Source organism: Vibrio sp. BS-M-Sm-2, from assembly GCF_041504345.1.
GTDB lineage: Bacteria > Pseudomonadota > Gammaproteobacteria > Enterobacterales > Vibrionaceae > Vibrio > Vibrio satsumensis.
This window is the reverse complement of the sequence record NZ_CP167894.1, coordinates 595,968-617,097: the sequence shown is the minus strand read 5'-3', so window position 1 is coordinate 617,097 and position 21,130 is coordinate 595,968. Positions and strand designations below refer to the sequence as shown.

At 44.4% G+C, this 21,130-nt stretch carries 20 protein-coding genes; 11 read left to right on the top strand and 9 right to left on the bottom strand.

All coding sequences use genetic code 11. The features are described 5' to 3' along the window. Positions 1-181 precede the first annotated feature (181 nt). Together AB8613_RS02735 and AB8613_RS02730 are read left to right on the top strand one after the other, a co-directional pair. Positions 182-1,087 carry a manganese-dependent inorganic pyrophosphatase gene (locus AB8613_RS02735; RefSeq protein WP_372384420.1) on the top strand — a complete coding sequence of 302 codons (906 nt, stop codon included), beginning with the start codon at positions 182-184 and terminating at the stop codon, positions 1,085-1,087. Positions 1,088-1,236: 149 nt separating this feature from the next. Beyond that, complete coding sequence (locus tag AB8613_RS02730) at positions 1,237-1,626, top strand: DUF2750 domain-containing protein (protein ID WP_004734596.1); 390 nt, start codon at positions 1,237-1,239, stop codon at positions 1,624-1,626. Between the two features lie 97 nt (positions 1,627-1,723). On the opposite strand, the gene AB8613_RS02725 is transcribed toward AB8613_RS02730, so the two are convergent. The 7 genes from AB8613_RS02725 to pspF form a co-directional block, all read right to left on the bottom strand. Then, positions 1,724-2,503, bottom strand: coding sequence for a DUF2927 domain-containing protein (locus tag AB8613_RS02725; RefSeq protein ID WP_285952932.1), 780 nt, complete (start codon positions 2,501-2,503; stop codon positions 1,724-1,726). 36 nt (positions 2,504-2,539) lie between these two features. Next, positions 2,540-3,322 (bottom strand): ATP-binding cassette domain-containing protein, encoded by a 783-nt coding sequence (locus tag AB8613_RS02720; protein WP_017060304.1) that lies wholly within the window; start codon positions 3,320-3,322, stop codon positions 2,540-2,542. Beyond that, positions 3,319-4,320 (bottom strand): oligopeptide/dipeptide ABC transporter ATP-binding protein, encoded by a 1,002-nt coding sequence (locus AB8613_RS02715; protein WP_060982812.1) that lies wholly within the window; start codon positions 4,318-4,320, stop codon positions 3,319-3,321. Before AB8613_RS02715 ends, AB8613_RS02720 begins: the two co-directional genes overlap by 4 nt. Continuing rightward, positions 4,320-5,207 carry a putrescine export ABC transporter permease SapC gene (gene sapC, locus AB8613_RS02710; protein WP_060982811.1) on the bottom strand — a complete coding sequence of 296 codons (888 nt, stop codon included), beginning with the start codon at positions 5,205-5,207 and terminating at the stop codon, positions 4,320-4,322. The genes AB8613_RS02715 and sapC overlap by 1 nt, the downstream gene beginning before the upstream one ends. Then, a complete protein-coding gene (locus tag AB8613_RS02705) occupies positions 5,194-6,156 on the bottom strand; it encodes an ABC transporter permease subunit (protein WP_060982810.1) in 963 nt (320 codons plus the stop codon). Before AB8613_RS02705 ends, sapC begins: the two co-directional genes overlap by 14 nt. After that, positions 6,156-7,778 (bottom strand): ABC transporter substrate-binding protein SapA, encoded by a 1,623-nt coding sequence (sapA, locus tag AB8613_RS02700; RefSeq protein ID WP_146491871.1) that lies wholly within the window; start codon positions 7,776-7,778, stop codon positions 6,156-6,158. Before sapA ends, AB8613_RS02705 begins: the two co-directional genes overlap by 1 nt. Before the next feature lie 102 nt (positions 7,779-7,880). Then, entirely contained in the window at positions 7,881-8,903 is a 1,023-nt protein-coding gene (gene pspF, locus AB8613_RS02695) for a phage shock protein operon transcriptional activator (RefSeq protein ID WP_372384415.1), read from the bottom strand. Between the two features lie 272 nt (positions 8,904-9,175). Here pspF and pspA point away from each other — a divergent pair, with 272 nt between their 5' ends. The 9 genes from pspA (at position 9,176) to AB8613_RS02650 (ending at position 18,008) form a co-directional block, all read left to right on the top strand. Continuing rightward, the gene (gene pspA / locus AB8613_RS02690; protein WP_010440091.1) at positions 9,176-9,847 is read left to right on the top strand and encodes a phage shock protein PspA; all 672 of its coding nucleotides are present in this window, start codon (positions 9,176-9,178) and stop codon (positions 9,845-9,847) included. A gap of 14 nt (positions 9,848-9,861) precedes the next feature. After that, entirely contained in the window at positions 9,862-10,095 is a 234-nt protein-coding gene (gene pspB, locus AB8613_RS02685; protein WP_004734605.1) for an envelope stress response membrane protein PspB, read from the top strand. Beyond that, positions 10,088-10,474 carry an envelope stress response membrane protein PspC gene (pspC, locus tag AB8613_RS02680; RefSeq protein WP_372384411.1) on the top strand — a complete coding sequence of 129 codons (387 nt, stop codon included), beginning with the start codon at positions 10,088-10,090 and terminating at the stop codon, positions 10,472-10,474. Before pspB ends, pspC begins: the two co-directional genes overlap by 8 nt. A 157-nt stretch (positions 10,475-10,631) precedes the next feature. Continuing rightward, positions 10,632-11,666 carry an efflux RND transporter periplasmic adaptor subunit gene (locus AB8613_RS02675; RefSeq protein WP_372384409.1) on the top strand — a complete coding sequence of 345 codons (1,035 nt, stop codon included), beginning with the start codon at positions 10,632-10,634 and terminating at the stop codon, positions 11,664-11,666. A 1-nt stretch (position 11,667) separates the two neighbouring features. Next, a complete protein-coding gene (locus AB8613_RS02670) occupies positions 11,668-12,753 on the top strand; it encodes an efflux RND transporter periplasmic adaptor subunit (protein WP_146491874.1) in 1,086 nt (361 codons plus the stop codon). Beyond that, positions 12,746-15,856, top strand: coding sequence for an efflux RND transporter permease subunit (locus tag AB8613_RS02665; RefSeq protein ID WP_146491875.1), 3,111 nt, complete (start codon positions 12,746-12,748; stop codon positions 15,854-15,856). Before AB8613_RS02670 ends, AB8613_RS02665 begins: the two co-directional genes overlap by 8 nt. A gap of 76 nt (positions 15,857-15,932) precedes the next feature. Further along, positions 15,933-16,499 (top strand): DNA-3-methyladenine glycosylase I, encoded by a 567-nt coding sequence (locus AB8613_RS02660; RefSeq protein WP_372384407.1) that lies wholly within the window; start codon positions 15,933-15,935, stop codon positions 16,497-16,499. Between the two features lie 109 nt (positions 16,500-16,608). Continuing rightward, positions 16,609-17,547, top strand: a complete 939-nt coding sequence (locus tag AB8613_RS02655) for a transcriptional regulator (protein ID WP_372384405.1) — start codon at positions 16,609-16,611, stop codon at positions 17,545-17,547. Continuing rightward, positions 17,538-18,008: a hypothetical protein gene (locus tag AB8613_RS02650; RefSeq protein WP_372384403.1), complete on the top strand. Its 471-nt coding sequence runs from the start codon at positions 17,538-17,540 to the stop codon at positions 18,006-18,008. The genes AB8613_RS02655 and AB8613_RS02650 overlap by 10 nt, the downstream gene beginning before the upstream one ends. Positions 18,009-18,094: 86 nt before the next feature. Here the strand turns inward: AB8613_RS02650 and AB8613_RS02645 are convergent, their stop codons facing one another. Both AB8613_RS02645 and cls read right to left on the bottom strand, forming a co-directional pair. Next, positions 18,095-19,279, bottom strand: a complete 1,185-nt coding sequence (locus AB8613_RS02645) for a cystathionine beta-lyase (protein WP_050645075.1) — start codon at positions 19,277-19,279, stop codon at positions 18,095-18,097. A gap of 181 nt (positions 19,280-19,460) precedes the next feature. Beyond that, positions 19,461-20,915 (bottom strand): cardiolipin synthase, encoded by a 1,455-nt coding sequence (gene cls, locus AB8613_RS02640; RefSeq protein ID WP_146491879.1) that lies wholly within the window; start codon positions 20,913-20,915, stop codon positions 19,461-19,463. Positions 20,916-21,130 lie beyond the last annotated feature (215 nt).

Below are 21,130 nucleotides of genomic sequence, written 5' to 3'. Positions count from 1 at the left end.
TGGCTTAAGATAAATATATACGAATGATAATAATTATCAATTGCATTTGTTGTTTTTTATCTATTGTTACTATTGGCTAAACCTACGAAACATGACCAATCTAAAAAAATGAGGTAAAGTATGGGTAATAAAGAGAGGCTCTAAAGGTAGAGTCATAATTGTTAGTGTAATAGGAAGAAACATGATTTTAGTTGTTGGTCACAAAAACCCTGATAGTGACAGTATTTGTAGTGCGTTAGTTGCAACTGAGCTTCTTAAAGCTCGTGGCGAGGAAGCGACACCAATTCGCCAAGGCGAGATCAACCGCGAAACTCAACACATTCTTGAAGTTGCTGGTGCAGAAATGCCAGAGCTTCGTACTTCTGTTGCTGGTGAGAAAATCTGGCTAGTAGACTACTCAGACCTAGCACAAGCACCAGATGATGTTGCTGATGCAGAGATCGTAGGTATTGTCGATCACCACCGTCTAGGTGACGTGATGACAGTAAACCCAATGGAAGCTTGGATCTGGCCTGTTGGTTGTACAAACACTGTACTTTTCAACATGTTCAAGATTGAAGGTCACGCTATCTCTCAACAAATCGCTAAACTAATGATGTCTGCAATTCTTTCAGACACAGTTGGTTTTGCTTCTCCAACATGTACTCAAAAAGACAAAGACGCTGTTGCTGAGCTTGCTGAAATCGCTGGCGTAAAAGACGTTGATGCTTTCATCAAAGCACTTCTAATCGCTAAAACAAACATTGAAGGCCTATCTGCTGCACAGCTAGTAGAAAAAGACCTTAAAGGCTACCCATTCAACGGTCGTGATGTTGTTGTTGGTCAAGTTGAACTTGCGACTCTTGAGCAAGTAGACGGCATGATCGAAGCGCTAGAAGCTGATCTTGAAGAGCGTTGTGAGAAAGATGGTCTAGCATTTGCTGCGGTAATGCTAACTGACATCACTACTGCGCAAACTCGCCTTCTTTACAAAGGTGAGTGGGCTGAGAAATTGGTTAAGCACGAGAAAGACGGCGTATTGATGATGGAAAATACACTAAGCCGTAAGAAGCAAGGCTGGCCTTGGCTGCAAGGTGAGCTTGTTTAATCAAGTCACTTAATAATAAACGCCTGCTACTTTAGCAGGCGTTTTTCTTTGAAGTAGATTTTCTTCTTCATCGATAATGTTTGAAGTTAAAAGCACTCGGCATAGAATAGCTTTGAGAGCAAAGTTACTGACTAAAGTAGGAAATTAAGATGACTACACAGCTAGACGATAAAAAAATCGCTGAAATCAACAAGTATACAGGCGAGCAACGCCTGAAATACTGTGTGAAAGAAATCGTAGCAAACCGTGAAGTATGGATCTTAACCGATGAACACGGTTGTGTAATGCTGAACACAGAAGATGAAGACTGTGTTCCAGTATGGCCAAACCAAGAGTTCGCAGAATCATGGGCAACGGGTGATTGGTCTGAGTGTAAAGCTGAGTCTATTTCGCTAAACAAATGGCACAGTCGCTGGACGAATGGTCTAGAAGACGACGAGCTTGCTGTTGTAGTATTCCCGAACGAGCAAGAAGAAGGCGTTATCTTGTTCCCGGATGAGTTCGATTTCGAATTGAAAAAGCAGGCTGCTAAGCGCTAGTTCTTTCGTAATACTGTAACATCGTAAGTCAGCGTTGCCTTTCTTAGGCAGCGCTATCATTCAATTATCTCACCTAAGCTGTTTCAACGTATTTTCTTCAATACCCAATCAACTGATACAAGGGCGCTTGTTGTGCGGCTTTAGAAGCTTGTTGAAGCACACCTGTTTTGCTGTATCTCTTGAGTATCTTTCGAACGATAGGCTTTACTTCAGACTTTGTCATTCCAGCTTTCAATTCGGGTTCATACAGTAGTTGCAGTAGCACCACATCTAAGGGCGATATCAAGTCTTCTGGTGTATGGTCATTGAAAATAGAAGGGTAGGCTTTATCTGAATCATTCGGCAGGCCTAGAGCTTGTGTGATCTCTTCTACGATACATGCGACTAACTTACCTCGCGATCTTGCCTGATCAACGGGAATTACAATCCCAGCGTAAACAATCTCACTTTTAGAATTGGTTCGATAACCCGCCGTGCAGATGGCGCTATTTAAATGCTGAGTTGATTTGAGCTTGAGCACTGATTTCGCCTCAGATATCCACTGGCTCTGCCTCGTGTATATCCACTTAACGTTCGCTTCGGACTCTTTACTGACGATTGTTATCGGGTGTTGAGTGACTTCAGATAGGTGTTGGATATGAAGCTCTGTGAGCTCTTGGTGTAGTTCCTCATCACCGACGAGGTGATCGATCCAAATCTTGATCGGTTGTTTCCATTTGGCGAGCGGTTTGTTGCCTTGGGAATATTCGTGTTGAAGCGCGACGTTATAAAAGGCAGTTTCGACGAAGGTTCTATCTAGCCAAGTGAGTGGTGTGCTTGTTGCGTTAAAGGAAAACAGTACCAACAAGAGGGGAAGCATTGAAGCTGTTCGTAACATACTTTTCCCCTCTGCTGAATGAAGCGTGATTACAGATTAGTGGTTCGGCGCTTTGGAGAAATGGCTCTCAACCAATCTTTGGGTGATTTGGTGAGTTGGATTGGTCAACACTTGATCCGTTTCCCCACTCTCAACCACATTACCTTCGTGCATGACAATGATCTTGTCGGTAATGTGCTTAACAATACCGAGGTGTTGGGATACATAAACAAACGATACGCCCATCTCTTCTTGTAACTCTAAGAACAGGTTGATGATTTGCGAGCGCATTGCCATATCCAAACCATTCAACGCTTCATCAGCGACAATGATGGATGGCTGAAGTATTAAGGCACGAGCCAAACAAACCCTTTGTTTTTGGCCTGCCGCAAGCATCTGAGGGTAGAAGTAAGCATGTTCTGGTAGAAGCCCCACGCGCAGTAGTGTGTCTTTCACACGACGCATACGGGCTTCTGGTGGCATGTTGGTGTTTCGTTTTAATGGACCTTCAAGAATTCGACCGATCTGAATGCGTGGGTTTAGCGAGGTATTCGGATCTTGGAAGATCATTCGAATCAGCTTACAACGAGTCGAGTAGTCTTTGTGCTCTAGCTTTTCGCCATTCACGCGGATCTCGCCTGCGGTTGGTTCAACCATGCCTGCGAGCATTCTTGCTAATGTTGATTTGCCAGAGCCATTCTGACCGATAAAACCTATCGTCTGACCTGCTTCGAGGGAAAAGCTAACTGGCTTCACCGCCTGATGGATCTTTTTACGGAAAAGACCAGAGCGAGTCGTAAAGTCTTTAGACAAATCACTGACTTCTAATAATGCACTCATGATTTCTTTTTCTTCTCCATATTCAGAGGGAAGTGACAGTTAAACTTGTGGTTTTTGATTCGCTTGGTATGTGGGATCTCGACACACTGCCTTTGCGCATACGGGCAACGAGGCCCTAATCGACAACCAATAGGAAGATGCTGCAGCGGCGGAATTGATCCTGGCAAAGATTGCAGTTTCTCTTTGTGGGGAATCCAGTCGTTAAAGTCTGGCATCGCTTTTAGCAGAGCAACGGTATATGGGTGTTTGGGTGCATCCAATAGCTTCTGCGTATCAGCTGATTCTACAGACTGACCACAGTACATAACGGTAATGCGAGTCGCCCATTGAGTAATGGTGGTTAAGTCATGGCCGATCAGAATGATGGTCGTGTTATTGATCTGATTCATTCGGCTCAATAAACGCAAGATCTGAGACTGAGTAATCGGATCCAAATCATTGGTTGGCTCATCTGCAATCAAGACTTTTGGCTTGGCAGCAATTGCCATTGCGATCATGACTTTTTGACACTCACCATCGGTCAGTTCATAAGAGTAGCTGTCCATTAGACGAGAGTGGTCTTTGATGCCCACTTTGTGCAATAACGCGATCGCTTGCTTCTTACGCCACTTAAATCGCTGCCACCAACGACCTTCAAATGCGTGTGAAGGAATCGCTTCAATGAGCTGATTGCCCACTTTTTCCGATGGATCAAGACACGTAGAAGGTTCTTGGAAGATCATCGCGATATCACGAGCAATTACACGCCTGCGCTCTTTAGGAGTCAGTTGCAGTAGGTCGATATTACCTAAGCGCATTCGGTCTGCAGAAACCTTCCAGTTTTCTTTACAAACCCCGACGATCGCTTTTGCAACCAAGCTCTTACCTGAGCCTGATTCACCCACTAAGCCACGAATTTCCCCTTCATTGAGGGTAATACTCATTCGATCTACGGCTTTAACCATCCCTTGAGGAGTCTCAATTTCGATAGTTAGATGTCGAATATCAAGTAACGGCATTATTCGATTCCTGCATTTAGCGCTTGGCGAACACCTTCACCGACGAGGTTAATCACGATAACTGTAAACATAATAGCTAAGCCGGGTAGGGTTACTGTCCATGGCGCAAGGTAAATCAGCTCGACTGAATCACCCAAGATTGATCCCCATTCAGTACTTGGTGCTTGAGCGCCAAGCCCCAAGAAACCCAAGGCTGTGATATCAAGAATTGCGACTGATAGTGCCAGTGTAATTTCAAGTGCCACCACGGTAAGAATGTTAGGAAGGATTGAGTTCCAGAGTAGATAGAAATCGTTCGCGCCATCAAGGCGAGAAGCCAAAATATAGTCTTTTTCTACTTCAGCATGCACGGCAATGTACACTGAGCGTATAAAGCGCGGAATCAATGCCAAACACAAGGCCAGTAAGATATTAAACTCGCCAAAGCCCAGGAACGCCACGAAAATAATCGCCAGCAGAAGAGATGGAATCGACATAACGGTATCAAGCAGGTGGTTTAGCGTGCTTGATAGCAATCCACGAGTCATCCCGGCGAGTACGCCAATCAGACAACCAATGACTGCTGCGATAAAGGTAATAACCACCGCAGCGCCGAAAGTAAGCTGAGAGCCAATAATCAGGCGAGAAAGAATGTCTCGACCTAAGTCATCGGTACCTAAAAAGTATTCGACCGTGCCAGCAGGATCCCAAGAGGGTGGTGTTAATAGGTGACCGGTTTGTTCTTGTGCATCATGGGGTGCTAGCCACGGAGAGGTGACGGTAACCAGAATGATAAGCACCAAACACCACAAGCCAAACATAGCCAGGTTATTGCTACGGAAGCTGCGCCAGAAACGTTCGAACTGGGTTGGAATTTGTTCTTCTTGGTAGACGTTATTTGTTAGCATACCATTCCTTCCTTACCAGTGGGTTGATCATCGCGCCCAGTAGATCGGACAAAATGTTTGCGGTCAAAACCAAGGTTGCCACCACAATCACGCCTGCTTGAATAGAAACGTAATCTTGATTCGATAATGCATCCAATAACCAGCGGCCAATGCCCGGCCAGTTAAAGATAGACTCGGTAATAATAGCAAGCGTTAACATACTCGATAGTTGAACACCAACCTTAGGAATAATCGGAGGTATCGCGTTTCTTAGCACGTGCTGCGTGATGATCTCTCTCGTAGAAAGACCTTTAATTCGCGCAGCACGGATGTAGTTTTGCGTCATTACTTCAGCCACTGACGCTCTCATTAATCGGATGACCTGAGTGGTTGGCGCCAGCGCTAAAACAAGACAAGGCAACGCCATATGCTCGATAACACTTTGTAATGCGTGTGCGCGGTAGCGACCTTCGGCAAAAAAGGCGTCGATCATCGCGAAGCCAGTCACGTGTTCAATTTCGTAAAGCAGGTCGTATCGACCACCAACTGGGAACATTTCAAAGTGCAGTGAAAACACCATGATCATCAGCAATGCGACCCAAAAGATAGGTGCAGAGTAACCAGCCATTGAGGTGAAGGAAATGGTGGTATCGACGAACTTGCCTTGCCTCATACCTGCAATCGTGCCAAAAGGGATACCTATAAACAGCGCAAGCACAAAGGCAAAGAAGCACAGTTCTAGCGTTGCAGGGAAAACCACGGCTAACTCATCGATGATAGGGACACCATGCTTGCTTAGACCAAAGTTTAGTGTCGACAATTCAGTGATATAACTAAGCCAACCGGGCCAAAAATCTTGAATTGCCCAAGGTGAGGTTTGGTCTAATCGAAGCAGAGCAAAACCCACTAATGTCAGAATTCCTAACGTAATAATGAATAAGTTTACACGTCTTAATGTATACCAAAACATTACTGCACCTCTCTTCTGACTTGATCAAAAGGTTGAGCATTGAAAGGGCTCTGCTTAAAACCAGTTAGCGAACGATCGTGCACGCGGAATTGCACGCCATGAGCCAGAGGGATAACAGGAACTTCTTCATTGAGAATATTTTGGGCTTGTCGATACAAGTTCACACGGTGCCTTTGTTGATTGATCTCTAATGCTAAGTCGAGGAGGAAATCAAAGTCTGAATTACACCACATAGAGACATTTAACCCTGCACGTTCAGAGCTGCATGAGAGAAGCGGACGTAAGAAGTTATCAGGATCACCCGTATTGCCTATCCAGCCTGTAAGCAACAAATCTGTTGAGGAAATAGAAGACAATTGTGTGCGGTCAAATCGGTCGTCGGTATAGAGTTTCAATTCAATACCTATATCGGCCAAGTTTGCTTGGATCAGCTCTGCCGTTTTTCTTGGGCTTGGATTGTATGCGCGTGGCTCTAGTGGTACCCACATCGAAAGCTCTAATCCGGGCTCGACACCGGCTTCTTTAAGAAGCGCAATCGCATAGTTTCGGTCGTAGCGAACTTGAACACTGTCTTTTTGGTGAGCCCAAGAAGTAGGAGGAAGCAATGTATAGGCCTTAGTACCGGTACCGTAATATACAGAATCAAGAATGTTCTGACGGTTGATGGCTAAATTCAATGCTTTACGTACTCGAGAGTCACGCAGGGCTGGGTGCTCAGTATTTAGCGCGATGAAAGAGACATTGACCGCAGGCGTGGCGGAAATCTGCAACTCTTCATGAGCTTGAATAATAGGAATTTGGCTAGAAATCGGTGAGTTCAACACGTCACATTCACTGCGAAGGAGTTTGGCAAGTGTCCCAGTCCCTCGTTGTGATGTGTCAAACACAACTTGGTCCATTTCTACGTCACCCTTCCAGTAATGCTTGTTCTTTTTTAAGCGAACTAGATCATTGATTTGGTATTCATCTAAGTAGAAAGGTCCGGTGCCGACAGGGTTGGAATCGATTTGATTTTTCTCATCCGCTGCAATGAGCTTGTTGGCATATTCTTTAGAGTGAATGACCGCATAGCTGGTGGCGATATTGTTGAGAAATGAATTGTCTGGGCGACTTAATTGGAATTTCACCGTTAAGTCGTCAACGGCAGTGATATCGACAATCAGGTTTTTGAAGTCGATGCCGGCAAACCATGGATATAGGCCGCCGCCCACATAATGAAATGGGTTTGAACTATCAATGACACGTTCAAAGCTAAACACCACATCTTGTGCATTCATGCTACGAGTTGGGGTGAACCAGTCTGTAGTTTGGAACGCAACATTTGGGCGCAGTTTGAAAGTGTACTCTGTACCTGATTTATCAACAGACCAACTTGTCGCCAAGTTCTGTCTTGGTCGGTAAGTCATTGGATCAAGAGTGAGCAGTGTATCGAAGATTTGAGGGCTCAGCGATTCTGCGGTAATACCACTATCAACCAGTTGTGGGTTGAAGGTACTAGGATTACCTTGGCCGCAATAAATGAAGCCTTTTTCGCGGATTTGCTCGTGATTCACACTCTCACCACATCCAGCTAGAAAGCTCAGCGTACAGATGCTCAGTGATAGTCTTATTAGTGCTTTCATAAAAAGAAATACTTTTCGAAACGAGGCGTTAGAGGAGCCTCAAGATCCGGACAATTTAACATTTTATTTATTCGGCTCCAAATAATAATCAAGTGTGGACAGCTATTTATCGTTAGCTTGTCCGACAATCGCATACTTCCTCACCATTCCACGTAATTGGTTGTAGGTTAACCCAAGTAATTCTGCGGCTTGTTTCTGGTTATACTTGCTCTGTTTTAGGGCTTGATTGAGTAGCTTGATGTCTTGTTGTTCTTGCCATGCTTTGTAATCAAGCGGCAAAGAAAACGAACTCTCTGATGAAGTATGGCTGTTAGACGGCTCATTGCCAGTTTCCTGCGTGGAATATTGCTCTGTTTCCCATGCGGGCTTAAATGGGTTAAACACCAAAGATTCAATAGGATATGGATCTTTACCGTGTTGGTAGATAGCACGCTCAATGACGTTCTTGAGTTCTCGAACATTCCCCGGCCAAGAATAATCCAGCAGCGCCTCAACAGCAGACGGAGCAAAGCCGACAAACAGCTCCAACTCTAATTCACGACACATCTTAATAGCGTAGTATTCTGCTAGCAGCGTGATGTCTTCTTTTCGCTCACGAAGAGGAGGGATAGTAATCACGTCAAACGCCAGTCGATCTAATAAATCGGCTCTGAATTCACCCTTTAATGCCATGTCTGGCAAGTCGGCATTGGTCGCGCACACCAACCTTACATTGGCACTTAAGGCTTTTTGTCCACCGACACGTTCATACTGTCCGTATTCAATAACACGCAACAATTTCTCTTGAACGGCAAGGGGAGTGGTCGCGAGCTCATCCAGAAACAGTGTCCCACCTTCGGCCCTCTCAAAACGACCTTGATGACGACCTTTTGAGCCCGTGAAAGAACCGGATTCATGACCAAACAGTTCTGAGTCAATCAAACCTTCACTGAGGGTTGAGCAGTTCAATGAGATCAACGGTTGATCCCAGCGTTTTGAAAGGTAATGCAGCCTTTGTGCGATCAGCTCTTTACCCGTACCTCGCTCGCCAATGATCAGAATAGGTCTTTCGATTGGAGCCAGCTGAGAAACTTTATCTAAAACAGAGAGAAAGCTAGGTGACTCACCAATGAGGTTCTGCTGCATAGCGGGTCCTTATGCGATTTAAGTACTGAAGAAGGTCATGTTAAGGCTGTAGTGGTGAAAAATACCAATACTTGGTTAAATTCATCATAGCATGATTCGAGTTAATCACCATTTTATCGTAAGTGACTGATAAACAATGCCTTAAAAGTTGGCACGCAACTTGGATTATTTATGGTAGGTTTAACAACTAACGTAAATTTTTGAGCAAGTGGATTGAGAGTCGAATAACGATTTAAAACACATTTGCCATCATTGTAATTAAGGAGTTCCTCATGGGCATTTTTTCTCGCTTTGCAGACATTGTAAATTCAAACATCAGTGCACTATTAGATAAGGCTGAAGATCCTGAAAAGATGATTCGCCTAATTATTCAAGAAATGGAAGATACGCTGGTTGAGGTTCGCACTAACTCCGCAAAAGCGATCGCAGATAAGAAAGAGTTAGCACGTAAAGTTGAAGCTATCGAAACTCAGATTCTAGATTGGCAAAATAAAGCGACTCTAGCACTGACTAAACAACGAGAAGATTTAGCTAGAGCGGCTCTAATCGAAAAGCAAAAACTGGAAGACATCATCAAGAGCCTGCACACCGAGCAAACTTTGGTTCATGAAACCATCGAAAAGCTAACCAGTGAGATCGGCAAGCTTGAAACTAAAATTGCAGAAACTCGCGCAAAGCAACAAGCATTAATGATTCGTAATAATGCGGCGAGCAATCGTCGTGATGTTCAAAAACATCTGCATTCAAGCAAAACCAACGAAGCAATGGCGAAGTTTGAGCAATTCTCGCGTAAAGTGGATGAATTAGAAGCTGAAGCGGACGTTTACGCTAAAACGGGTAACGCAAAATCTTTAGACCAAGAGTTTGCCGAACTACAAGCTCAAGATGAAATCGAAAAAGAGCTAGCGAAACTGAAGCAACAAGTTGAAAACCGCGATAAATAATTTAGGAGTTGTCTATGTCAACATTTCTAATTGCAGGTCCACTGATTGTCTTCTTAATCTTCGTGGCACCGCTATGGTTATTCTTACATTACCGCAGCAAGAAGAAATCCAGCAATGGTCTTTCAGAAACCGACCTTCAACGTCTGCATAAGCTTTCTGCGCAAGCCGAATCCATGCAAGACCGAGTGAAAACGCTAGAAAAAATACTGGATGCGGAGTCGCCTAACTGGAGACGAAACTATGAGTAGAGAACTGTATCGCGACACGATTAACGGCAAATTGTCTGGTGTGTGTGCAGGGTTAGCGAACTACTTTGGCCTTGAAGTGTGGTTGGTTCGTATCTTAGTTATCTCTGCGGCACTGCTTGGTGGTAGCTTTCTGGTGTTATTAGCGTATTTAGCTTTGACATTTATGCTTGAAAAACAACCACCTCACTATGTTGATGAGATGAAAGCCAAGCAAGAGCACACACTCAAGCAAAAACCTTGGGAAAAAGGGCAAACGGCAGAGTCGTTACTGGGCACTTTAGAGGGTGATTTCCAGCAGTTAGAGACCAGTGTCCGCAACATGGAAGCTTATGTGACCTCCGACACTTTCAAAGTCGACCGCGCTTTTAAGAACATGTAACGATAAGTCTAAAAAAGATTAGATAACGGTTTAGGAAAATTTATCCCAAGCCGTTATTTTTTTTAATAATTTTGTCTAAATAAATCTTACGATAACTGGTAAGTTACATGTGATTAATCTATGTTATAAAAATATTTATAGATATGGATGATCACCAATGTATCGAGCCTCCGTTGTCCTTCTGACAGCTTTAGTTGGGTTGTCTGGGTGTGGTAAGGAGCTTCCTCCCGTACCTGAACCTGATTCTAGACCCGCCAAACTCTTCACTGTCTCTGTCGGTAGTAATGCCTTTGAACGTAGCTTTCCAGCCACCACTGAAGCCGGTGACAAAGCGGTACTTGCATTCCGTGTTCCTGGATTGCTTCAGACTATCGATGTCACCTCTGGTCAAAAGGTCAGCAAAGGTGAAGGGCTTGCAACGCTCAACCCTGACGAATATCAGCTGTTAGAGAAGCAAGCAAGAGCCAATTTTAAGCTTGCTGATGTTCAATACCAACGTTCGATTAAGCTACGTAAAGACCGAGTGGTATCAGAGCAAGATTTCGATCAAGCGAAAGCCAATCACAATTCTGCTAAAGCGATGCTTAATCAAGCCAAAGCAAACCTTCGCTATACCACTCTAGTTGCGCCTTACGATGGAACAATTTCCATTATTCCGGCTGAAAACCATGAATACATTGCTGCTAAAGAAGGCGTGATGAATATTCAAACCAATCAAATTCTTAAAGTCGTCTTCTTATTACCCGACCAACTTATTACGCGCTTTTCTTCAGGGTTTGAGACGGATGCAACCATGGTTTTTGATGCATTTCCTGAAAACTCTTATGCTCTAACCTTCCAAGAAGTGGATACCGAAGCAGACCCGAAAACAGGTTCGTACAAAGTCACTATGGTAATGGAAAGACCAACCGATGTGGGTATTTTGCCGGGCATGTCTGGCACGGTAAATTTGGTTTCAGCGTTAGCAGCCGCCACCAAAATTCCAACGTCAGCAATGGTAGTCGACGGGGATGATGTATCTGTTTGGCGTGTTAACAGCGATGGCATTGTTGAGAGTGTCTCAATCGTCATCGATGAAAAACGCCATATTGTCTCTGGACTGGACGATGGCGATCGCATTGTGACTTCTGGCGTCAATGGTCTTGAATCGGGCATTAAAGTTCGAGAGTGGATAAAGGAAAGGGGGCTATAACATGAAAATACTTCAAGTGGCCGCTGGCCTGTCGTGTTTGGTCTTACTTACGGCTTGTAAAGATAAGCAAGCTGCAGAGGTGAATAATTCGCCCTTGGTTAAAGCTATCGAGATTTCAGTCATCGACTTTAGTGACAAACTCTATTTCCCAGCAGTAGCAAACGCTGCTGAGAAAGCTCACCTCAGTTTTCGTGTGGCTGGTGAAATTAATAAGCTTGATGTCAAAGAGGGTGAACGTGTTTCTAAAGGGGACATCATTGCAGAGCTTGACCCAACCGATTATCAATTGGATGTCGACAACGCTCAGGCGCGTTACACGGTAATCAACAGTCAATACAGACGTTCAAGCCCGCTAGTGAAGAAAGGCTTATTGGCTAAGTCGCAGTTTGATGAAATCGCAGCTCAACGTCAGATTGCTTATGCCGAATTAGAGTTAGCAAAACTTCGCTTGTCGTTCACTAAGCTTCGTGCCCCTGTTGATGGGATTATTTCACGTGTCAGTGTCGATCAATATGAAAATATTCAGGTAGGTCAACAGGTCGTTAATATTCACAGTGTTGAAGATGTTGAGGTTGTGATTCAACTCCCTGATCAAATCTATGTGAATCAACCGAACGAACAATTGCTCGCGAACGTTGAAGCTGTGGTTAGAGTACCCAGTGGAAATGAATACACAGCAGGTATTAAGGAGTTCACTACTGAGCCTGACCCAAGCACAGGTACATTCACCGTTACGCTTGCTCTACCTATGCCAGAAGATGATTTGATTCTTGATGGTATGGCAGTTGAAGTGACGTCAAACGGTAGAGATATCGGATTGGACTTAAAAGCTGGTGTACTTATTCCTATTGAAGCAGTTTTTAACGCTGATGGGGATGAATTAACTCGTCAAAACTCATATGTATGGGTGCTTAACGACGACAAGACTGTATCGAAACAGCAAGTCGTGTTAGGAAAAGCAAATCAGAAAACATTGCAGGTTACGAAAGGATTAGAAATGGGGCAGCATGTGGTTGTTGCAGGCGTATCGCGATTGCGAGATGGGATGACAGTGGAAGTACTATCTCAGGAGACAAACAATGAGTGAAGAGAATAACAAGCCCCAAAATGACGCTCAACAAGGTGATGAACAGATCACAGGTGTTGCTGCTTACTTTATACGTAACAAAGTCATCAGCTGGATGCTGTCTCTGATCTTTCTTATTGGTGGTGTTTCTGCCTTCTTCGGTTTGGGTCGTTTAGAGGACCCTGCCTTTACCATCAAAGATGCAATGGTAGTGACTTCGTACCCAGGGGCTACGCCTCAGCAGGTGGAAGAAGAAGTGACTTACCCACTAGAGAAAGCGATTCAACAGCTTACCTATGTCGACGAAGTGAACTCTATTTCTAGCCGTGGCTTGTCTCAGGTAACGGTAACGATGAAGAATAACTACGGCCCCGATGATCTTCCGCAAATATGGGATGAACTTCGTCGAAAAGTGAATGATTTGAAGGTCGAACTGCCACCGGGCGTGAATGACCCTCAAGTTATCGATGATTTCGGTGACGTTTACGGTATTTTGCTGGCGGTAACGGGTGATGGCTACAGCTATAAAGAGCTGCTGGATTATATCGATTACCTAAGGCGAGAGCTGGAGTTGGTTGATGGGGTCAGTAAGGTCTCTGTTTCTGGTCAACAACAAGAGCAAGTTTTCATTGAAATATCAATGAAGCGAATAAGCTCCTTAGGTCTGTCTCCAAGCACGGTATTTAATCTTTTATCGACTCAAAACATTGTATCAAGTGCGGGTGCGGTAAGAATTGGTGACGAATACATTCGAATCCATCCAACGGGTGAGTTCCAGAATGTAGAACAGCTTGGCGATTTGATTCTGACTGAAGGCGGTGCTCAAGGTCTTATCTATTTGAAAGACGTAGCTGACGTCACTCGTGGCTATGTTGAAGTACCGAGCAACATCATCGGTTACAACGGTAAACTTGCACTTAACCTTGGGGTGTCCTTTGCACAAGGTGTGAACGTGGTCGCAGTGGGTGAAGCGTTTGACCGCAGACTTGCTGAATTGAAATACCAACAGCCGGTCGGGATCGATATTTCAGAGGTTTACAACCAACCGAAGGAAGTAGATAAGTCAGTAAGCGGCTTCGTGGTGAGCTTAGGGCAGGCGGTTGCGATCGTAATTGTAGTTCTACTGTTCTTCATGGGTCTACGCTCAGGTCTGTTGATCGGTTTGATACTGCTGTTGACCGTGTTCGGTACCTTTATTTTCATGCAGTACTTCAAGATTGACCTCCAGCGTATTTCATTAGGTGCATTGGTTATCGCCTTGGGGATGCTGGTGGATAACGCCATTGTGGTGGTGGAAGGGATATTGATCGGCACGCAGAAAGGGCGAACCCGGATGCAGGCCGCCACCGATATCGTAACCCAAACCAAATGGCCTTTGCTTGGTGCTACCGTCATTGCAGTAACCGCATTTGCTCCAATTGGTTTATCTGAAGACTCAACTGGCGAATACTGTGGCACCTTGTTCACAGTTCTACTTATCTCCTTGATGCTGAGTTGGTTTACTGCCATCTCGCTCACGCCGTTCTTTGCTGACATGTTCTTTAAAGGTCAGAAGGTCGACCCAGATAGCGAAGGTAAAGACCCATACAACGGGATGGTTTTTGTTATCTACAAAAACTTCCTTGAGTTCTGCATGAAGCGTGCCTGGCTCACCATGTTTGTCCTGATTATTGGTTTAGGCGCGAGTGTGTACGGTTTTGGCTTTGTGAAACAAGCTTTCTTCCCCTCTTCAACGACACCTATGTTCCAAGTTGATGTGTGGATGCCGGAAGGGACGGATATTCGAGCGACGAATACCAAGCTTAAAGTGCTTGAAAGTTGGTTAGCTGAGCAGGACGAAGTTGAACACATTACGACAACGGCGGGTAAAGGTCTGCAACGTTTTATGTTGACCTATGCGCCAGAGAAAAGTTATAGCGCTTACGGCGAGATAACGGTTCGCGTGAAGAGTTACGAAGTGCTTGAAGGGTTGATGAAGCGTTTCCGTGAACATGTAAACGGCCAATTCCCAGAGATCGACTACAAGCTAAAACAGATTGAGTTAGGTCCTGGTGGCGGTGCGAAGATTGAAGCTCGTATTGTGGGTTCTGATCCAACGGTGTTACGTTCAATCGCAGCACAAGTGATGGATGTAATGCGTGCCGATAGCGGTGCATTTAACGTTCGTCACGACTGGCGTGAAAGAACTAAGGTTTTAGAACCTCAGTTCAACGAAAGCCAAGCGCGTCGTTACGGTATCACCAAGTCTGATGTCGATGACTTCCTAGCGATGTCTTTCTCTGGTAAATCAATTGGTGTATACCGTGATGGTACAACGCTGATGCCGATTGTGGCTCGTTTGCCTGAAGATGAGCGTGTTGATATTCGTAACATCGAAGGCATGAAGATCTGGAGCCCTGCGTTAAGTGAATACATCCCACTGCAACAAGTGACTTTAGGTTACGAGTTGGAGTGGGAAGATCCACTGATCATTCGTAAGAACCGTAAGCGCATGCTGACAGTAATGGCGGATCCAGATCTACTGGGTGAAGAGACAGCATCAACTTTACAGAAACGCTTACAACCACAGATTGAAGCGATTGAGATGCCGCCGGGTTACTCACTGGAGTGGGGTGGTGAATATGAGTCATCAGCGGATGCGCAGGCGTCACTGTTCACGACCATGCCTCTGGGTTACTTGTTTATGTTCTTAATCACTGTGTTCTTGTTTAACTCGGTTAAAGAGCCTCTGATTGTTTGGTTAACGGTTCCATTGGCGTTGATTGGGGTGACGACAGGCTTGTTAGCCTTGAATACACCATTTGGTTTTATGGCGCTGTTGGGTTTCTTGAGTCTATCTGGGATGCTTCTGAAGAACGGAATCGTGCTGCTTGATCAAATTGAGATTGAGATGAAATCAGGCAAAGACCCGTATGTAGCGGTTGTTGATGCGGCACTGAGTCGTGTTCGTCCGGTATGTATGGCAGCGATCACAACCATTCTTGGTATGATCCCTCTATTGCCGGATATCTTCTTCAAACCAATGGCGGTGACCATTATGTTTGGTTTGGGCTTTGCGACTGTACTGACGCTAATCGTGGTACCCGTGCTGTATCGTCTGTTCCATAAAATTGAAGTGGCTTAACGCTAATTAACCTTTGAAATAATGCCCCTGAATGGGGCATTATTTTTATGTACGATTACTAAAAGAGACTATCGAAATGGAAGCGAATACAGTGGATAGAACCTGTGCATGGGCACTTAAACACGAGCTTGAAAGGGAGTACCACGATGTAGAGTGGGGCGTACCTGTTTATGATGACCAAGTTCTATTTGAGTTCATTACCTTAGAAGGTGCTCAAGCGGGTCTGAGTTGGATTACGATCCTTAAAAAGCGTGAAGGGTATCGTGCTGCATTTGATAATTACGATCTAAATAAGTTAGCTGAGTTGAATGAAGACAACGTGCCGCACATCATTGAAAACTTCGATGTGGTTAAGCACAAGGGCAAGATTGCTTCGGTATACAATAATGCGAGAGCAACGCTTGAATTACAGCAAGAGTTCGGCTCTCTTTCAAATGCTTTATGGCAGTTTGTCGATAACAAGATGATTGTGAATCAATGGACTGAGATGTCTCAAGTTCCCGCTTCTACCGAGCAATCTAAAGCGATGAGTAAGTTTTTGAAGAAGAGAGGCTTTAAGTTTGTAGGGGAAACAATCTGTTACGCGTTCATGCAAGCGACAGGCATGGTTAATGACCATGTTGTGGGTTGTCCGCACAAATAAAAGTGTTATTTATTGTCGAAAAATAATTGCGTTAATATAGGAAAATTTACTGGTCATTTATAAACTATTCAATATCATATGCGACCAAATTCAAACCTAGAAGACGATAGTGAAACAACAAAGCTACCAAATCTGTGATGCTCGTTATGATCCTTTGCTTAGGCAGTTTGTGCGTGAAGATGGCCACGTAGAAACTATCGCGCCGATAGAAGGTAAGGTGTTTCTGTTCTTACTTGAAAATGAAGGTGAGTGCATTGAACGAGGCCTGATATTTGATAGGTGCTGGGGCAATGTGATTGTCTCAGAGCAAGCGCTCACTAACGTGATATCTAAGATTAGAAAAACGCTGTCACGAGTGACTTGTGGCTGTGCGACCATTCGCACGGTCAGTAAAACGGGTTATTCACTTGAAATCTACGAGTCGATAAAGCCAAGCAAAACTGAAATTTTGCCTTCTCAAGTGACTGCGAAGGCATCTAAATCAAACTCTTCGCCTATCGCTAAAGAAGTGTTGGCTGCAACTGAAATATCTACAGATGTTAACACGGCAACGGTAACTGATACTGGTTTCAAGACGCCTTCCAACCAAGAACCGAACTCAACTGAATTAGAACCTTCAAATTCAAAAAGTAATGCTCATGTCGTTCAAGCGGGCTATTTAGTCGCATTGATTTGTGTCGTCGTAACGGCGTTCAACCTTTTCCAAACCTATTATACGCCACAGCCTTATTTTGTGGATAAGACGGAATATCGCGACAGCTACACAGATAATACCAATCACTACTTTTTCCATATTGCGCACAATGATTCCTATTCGTTGCCTGCGATTACTCAAAAGCTAACGGATGTGATACCTAGCCAGTGTAATGTTGATGTGTTTGTCCGTATCTATCCATCAGTCGATCAACCGGAAAGTGATGCGTTATATATGCTGGTTCAGAGGGAAAATGGGGAAGCTTTGAATTACGGTGCTTCAGTTTTCAATGTAGAGTCATCTTTTGATTCATTTACTCAGTACATGGAAAAGAGGAGTTACTTTTGCGACTAATTGGCTTACTCGTTCTTGTTGCAATCGCTGCTGCGAGCTTTTTGTTGGAACAAAGCGTACTAGCAGGTACTCGATGGCACTGTAAAACGGTCAAAACTGATTTTTTATCTCAGGCATTCCAACCATACCAATCACTTTATGAGCGTATAAGTATTACTTTTCAGTCTGACCATACTTTCAGTATGAGAGAGTTTGTGACGATTACCGAACAAGATGGGAAGGAGAGTACAATGGAAAATTTGTATTCCGGGTACTATGGCCTTGATGGTAATCGTTTGTCGATGAGCATTATTGATGTGAGAACGGCGACCCCTTTTCATGATCCTATTATTAATCAGGATTACAGTGAGTATAAAGGGGTGACAATAGACTACGCCATTGTGGTAAAGGAACAGTCGTTGTATATGTTCAATGAACACCGTTCTGAAATTTTCAATTGGGCCTGTTTTAACGTTCAATAGCTTTTTAAAGCTATGTGTCTAATACGCTAATCTGAAAAAGGCAGGAATATCCTGCCTTTTTGGTCTGAGTCTGTTAACGCTTTAAATTAAACGAGTGCGTTGTAACGCTCTAACCCTGCTTCTAGGTCTGCAATCAGGTCATCAACATCTTCTAAGCCGATATGAACGCGAATTAAGGTACCTTCGAAGTTAGGGTTCGCTACTGTTCTTAGGCTATCAAAACTGTTCGGTTCGTTTGCTAGAATCAAACTCTCAAAGCCGCCCCATGAGTAACCCATACTAAAGTGCGTCATACCATCAAGTAGCGCTGTGGTCGCCTTTGTGTTGGAGTTCTTCAGTACGAAAGAGAACAAGCCATTACCACCGGTGAAATCTCGTTTGAAGAACTCATGGCCAGGACAAGACTCAAGCGCAGGGTGACGAACGTGGTCAACCTCAGGGCGAGTCTCTAACCATTTTGCGACTTTCAAGCTGCTTTCTGCGTGTTGGCGTAGGCGAACATCAAGAGTACGAATACCGCGTAGTCCTAGGTAAGCGTCATCTGGCGATACACACTGGCCCATCAGGTAGCTCTGTTCTCTCAGTTGGTCCCAACATTTTTCATTGGCGACCGCAGTCCCTAACATCACATCAGAGTGGCCCACGATGTACTTAGTCGCTGCTTGGATCGAGATATCAACACCGAAATCAAATGGTGAGAAGTTAACGCCGGCTGCCCAAGTGTTGTCTAACATCACGATGATGTCATGTTCATGGGCAATTCGCGCGAGCGTTGGAATGTCTTGAACTTCCATGGTGACTGAACCCGGAGATTCGGTAAACAGAACCTTAGTGTTTGGCTTAATAAGGTCTTGGATGCCTTCACCAATCGTTGGCTCGTAGTAAGTTGTCTCGACTCCCATCTTTTTCATAATGGTGTCACAGAAATCACGTGTCGGTTCGTAGCAGGTATCGACCATCAGAATATGGTCACCTGTTTCTACGAAAGAGAGGATAGCATTAGAAATGGCAGCTGTACCACAAGGGTAGAGTGCACAGCCTGCGCCGCCTTCAACTTCAACCATGGCATCTTGGAAGGCGAAATGAGTATTGGTTCCACGACGTCCGTAAAAAAGTGTTTTGTTAGCGCGGTTAATCGTAGCTTTACGCTTTTCTTCTACTGAGTTGAATACGACAGTTGAAGCGCGCTGTACTGGTGGGTTAACGACACCATTGGTCCACTTCTTATCACGACCTGCAGTGATCAGCTTAGTGGTTTTGTTCTCGGACATGCTGTGAATTCCTTATCAATCGGTTATGTCCTATTTAAAACATGCCAATAGCCTTCAAAGCAAGAGGGGAGCCGGAGTTTTTACGCTTTTCTTTCGCTTTTTAACCTTTCACTTAATTAATGGTAAAAGGTTAAAAACTTACGGGAGGAAGTGATGAGCCGCAATCGACTCATCATAGGTATTACAGCAGAGGGTTGAACAAATAGAACAATCTTTCAAAGAAGCGATTTCGCAACTTTCTCTGTTCCCACTGGTCCAGTACAACTGGGTGAGATAATTCAATGTACGATTGCTGTAGCTCAGAGAGCTGTTGAGTGAAGTGTACATCGTCAACGGCGAGCGTCACTTCGAAGTTTAACCAAAGGCTGCGCATGTCGATATTGACCGTTCCGATTAAACAAAACTCTTCATCAATCACTACCGATTTGGTGTGAAGAAGCCCACCGTAAAACTCGTAAATCTTCACGCCTGCTTCAAGTAGTTCGGTATAAAACGCGCGCGAAGCCCACTTAACCATCAGTGAATCGTTGTTATGTGGAATGATCAGTTCTACGTTTACACCACGTTGCGCCGTCATTTTCAGTGTCTCTAATAAATCGGCACTCGGTACAAAGTAGGGGGTTGTGATGCGAACAGAATGGTTTGCCTGATTAATCGCAATGGTCAGAACTTGTAGGATCAAATATTCCGGCATGCCAGGACCTGATGGCACTACTTGAACAGGGTGATGCGTTATTACCTCTTCAACCGGACACTCTGGTAAATCAGGAAGGATTCGTTCACCTGTTTCGACTTCCCAATCCCAACCATGAATGGCTGACAGCACATTTACGGTTGGGCCAGTTACGCGAACCATTACGTCAATCCACTGGCCAACACCTGAACTCTGTTTGAAGTGAGCAGGGTCAACCATGTTCATTGAACCGGTATAGGCAATGGTTTCATCAATCACGATGATCTTACGGTGCTGCCTTAGATCTAAACGGCGTAAGAAAATACGCCAAGGGCTTACTTCCAGTGCTTGTACAACTTGCACACCGGCGTCTTTCATCATTGAGCGCCAGTGACTTTTGAAAAAGCGCGGGCTACCTGCAGAATCAAGTAAAACCTTAACATCTACGCCACGTTTGGCAGCTCGAATGAGAGCGGAAGCAACCGAATCAGTTAAGCCTCCTGGGTGCCAAATATAGAAAACCATCTTGATACTGGTTTGGGCATTTTCTATATCTTCGATAATTGCGTGTAAGATCTCATTGGGAGAAGCTTGCAGTGAAAGCGTGTTTCCGCTAAGTGCAGGAATGCCCATCCGATTGTTACAAAGTTCATCAATCTTGTGGATAGGGGAGCCGACCTTTCCTGGAAGGTGGAGCTGACAATCATCTAGTTTTCGGAACCAATCGCCAAACGGAGTAAACATGCGATGTGCGCGCTCAGCCCGCTTTCGGCCTAGGTTTAGCTCTCCGAAAAGGAAGTAACAAGCCACACCAACTATTGGGATAATGTAGATAACCATGAGCCACGCGAGAGAAACGCTGACAGAGCGGCGTTTTAGTACGACACGAAAAGTCACACCGGCTACAAGTACCCAGTACAAAGCGACAGAGGCTAAAGTTAAAAAATGGTAGAGCTTTTCCACATTGAATACTCGAAAAAAGAGACACTTAGATAGTAATGCTATTTTACGGATATGGGAATTTAAGGAATCAACTATTTACAAATTAGAGCTAAAGCTGTAAACAGGTTATAGTTGTTAAGTTTTGGTTAACTTAAGACGAAAACGATTGTTTTGTATGAAAAGGCGGCATTTAACCATAAAAATTTACATTGGTAACGAAATTTATACGGTTCGGG